Raw genomic sequence first — 2,102 nt, 5'->3', positions numbered from 1 at the left:
GGACGAAGGCGTCGCTCCAAGCCGGACTGTCGGGCGCGAAGCTGGCGCCGGTGATCGTCACCAGTCGCCCGCCGGGAGCGAGACGCGCCAGCGCCGAGGAGACGTGGCGATAAGTGGTGTCGGCCACGCGGCCCTCGACATTGGCCATGGCCGAGAACGGCGGATTCATCAGCGCGACGCTGGGCGTGACGGCGGGATCGAGATGATCGTCGATCTGCGCCGCGTCGAAGCGGGTGACGGAGATGGCCGGAAAGAGAAGCGACAGCAGACCGGCGCGCGCGTCAGCCAGCTCGTTGAGGACGAGCGCGCTGCCAGCGATGTCGGCGAGGATGGCAAGCTGGCCCGTGCCCGCCGAGGGTTCGAGCACCCGGTCGGCCGGGGTGATGGCGGCGGCGTGCGCTGCGACCAGGCCGAGCGGGATCGGCGTCGAGAATTGCTGGAAAGCCTGGCTCTCGGCCGAGCGCCGCGTATGCGTCGGCAGGAGGCCGGCGATCTTCGTCAGCGCGGAAAGCCGTGCAGCCGGAGTCCCGGCTTTTCGGAAAAGCGCACGTCCGTATTTGCGCAGGAACAGGACGGTCGCGGCCTCGCAGGCGTCATAGGCCGTCTTCCAGTCCCAGGCGCCGGTCGCGTCGGAAGCGCCGAAGGCAGACTCCATCGCCGCGCGCAAGGTCGCGGCATCGACGCGCTCACCGCGTTCGAGACGGGGCAGCAACAAGCCGGCCGCCGCGAAGATGGCAGCGGAAGGATCAGAGTTGAGAACAAGCGGAAGCGGCGCGGTGGCGGGTGCCGCCGCGGATGCGGAAATCAGGGTCATGATGTGAGCCTTAAGGAGAGCGGAGAACGGACGAGCCGCGCGGCGCTCTCTCTCGACCGCACCGGCTCAAACCCGTCCCAGCCGCCCTCTCACTCTCGGGACGCTGGCATGGAAAAAGCGCCCGACCATGAGGTGGGGCGCTTTTCCGAGGATCAGTTCCAATGTCCGTCGACGATCTCGCCGGCGACGAGCGCGCGGGCTTTGCGGATCAGGTCATCGCCGCAGGTGTCGATATGGCCGAAGAACCTGGCGCGGGCGCCGTTCGCCGCCCAATCGGCATAGGCGCAATATTCGCGGGCTTCGGATCGGAAGGCCCGCATGTCGGCGGCCCAATGCGGCCTGGGTTCGATGACGACGGTGATGCCATCCCTGGATTCCAGCCAGGGCAGAGACCGTTCGCGCGGCGGATGCTGGCGATCCGCCGCGAAGATGGCGTCGATGTCGGTCATGACGCTTCTCCCGCCTCGGGGCGCACGAAGCCTTCGGGATCGTCGGGATCGGGCGGCAGATAGGCGTCATAGGGATTGCCGTCGGCGAGATGGCCGAAGGGCGTGAAGACGCAGTCGCCATCGTCCCGCCCCACGGCGCAGATGACGTAGCGCGGACCGCCCGTCACCGCGTCGAGACATTCCATGAGGGCAAGATTGCCGTCGCCTGCCGCGCGCAGCAGGGTCTGGAAATTGCTCCGGGCATAGGAGGGGATGCTCATAGCGGGCCTCCCTCGCCGGAGATGGTCTCGGCAAGCCAACCGTCGGTATAGATCCAGTCCACGGTCTCGCCGGTGGCGAGATCAAGGACATGCGCGCCGCCGCCGAAACCGTCGAGCCGAGGCTTCGAGCAGGCGTTGGCATATTGGAAGCCCCAGCGGCCGGTCAGGCTGAACTCTGTGGCGCAGCGCTTCACGAACTGGATCAGACGCTCGGGATCGCCGGTGACGTCGTCGCGCATCCAGAGCTGCGTGCTGCCATGCTCCGGCTGGATCGAGAGGAGGAAGCCCTCGGAAGGCGGTTCCTCCGATGCGCCAGCCTCGGACAGGCGATTGTAGAGGTCGAGCGCGCGGGCGGCGTTCTCGGGCGTGCCGACGTCGAGCAGGCACGAGAAATGGGTGAAATAATCGGCCATGACAGGCTCCTGAAACGAGAAAGCCCGGCGCGATGGCCGGGCTCGGTTGAGGGATGATCGAAGGCGGTCAGTAGCCGAACCGCCAGGATGGCCAGGGCTGACCGTCATCTGAAGCGGCGACGGCTTCCGGCAGGTAGCCGGCGTCACCCTCGACCAGGGTGGGATC

General features: G+C 67.5%; 3 protein-coding genes and 1 pseudogene. All 4 read right to left on the bottom strand.

Annotation, left to right across the window (positions count from 1 at the left end):
- A pseudogene (locus Q4Q11_RS31590) lies at window positions 1-814 on the bottom strand (methylase); the annotation flags it as partial.
- A 152-nt stretch (window positions 815-966) separates the two neighbouring features.
- The gene (locus tag Q4Q11_RS31585; protein WP_498571953.1) at window positions 967-1,263 is read right to left on the bottom strand and encodes a hypothetical protein; all 297 of its coding nucleotides are present in this window, start codon (window positions 1,261-1,263) and stop codon (window positions 967-969) included.
- Window positions 1,260-1,523: a DUF6117 family protein gene (locus tag Q4Q11_RS31580; RefSeq protein ID WP_498571952.1), complete on the bottom strand. Its 264-nt coding sequence runs from the start codon at window positions 1,521-1,523 to the stop codon at window positions 1,260-1,262. Before Q4Q11_RS31580 ends, Q4Q11_RS31585 begins: the two co-directional genes overlap by 4 nt.
- Entirely contained in the window at window positions 1,520-1,936 is a 417-nt protein-coding gene (locus tag Q4Q11_RS31575) for a hypothetical protein (protein ID WP_498571951.1), read from the bottom strand. The genes Q4Q11_RS31580 and Q4Q11_RS31575 overlap by 4 nt, the downstream gene beginning before the upstream one ends.
- Window positions 1,937-2,102 lie beyond the last annotated feature (166 nt).

The sequence above is a fragment of the Rhizobium sp. UFLA01-1127 genome, assembly GCF_059803845.1.
The sequence above is the reverse complement of the archived record's forward strand: the minus strand, read 5'-3'. Positions and strand labels throughout refer to the sequence as shown.

What these genes read in the sequence shown, in the direction of transcription:
- Q4Q11_RS31585 (WP_498571953.1), bottom strand. Translation starts at nt 1,263, where the DNA reads ATGACCGACATCGACGCCATCTTCGCGGCGGATCGCCAGCATCCGCCG.
- Q4Q11_RS31580 (WP_498571952.1), bottom strand. Translation starts at nt 1,523, where the DNA reads ATGAGCATCCCCTCCTATGCCCGGAGCAATTTCCAGACCCTGCTGCGC.
- Q4Q11_RS31575 (WP_498571951.1), bottom strand. Translation starts at nt 1,936, where the DNA reads ATGGCCGATTATTTCACCCATTTCTCGTGCCTGCTCGACGTCGGCACG.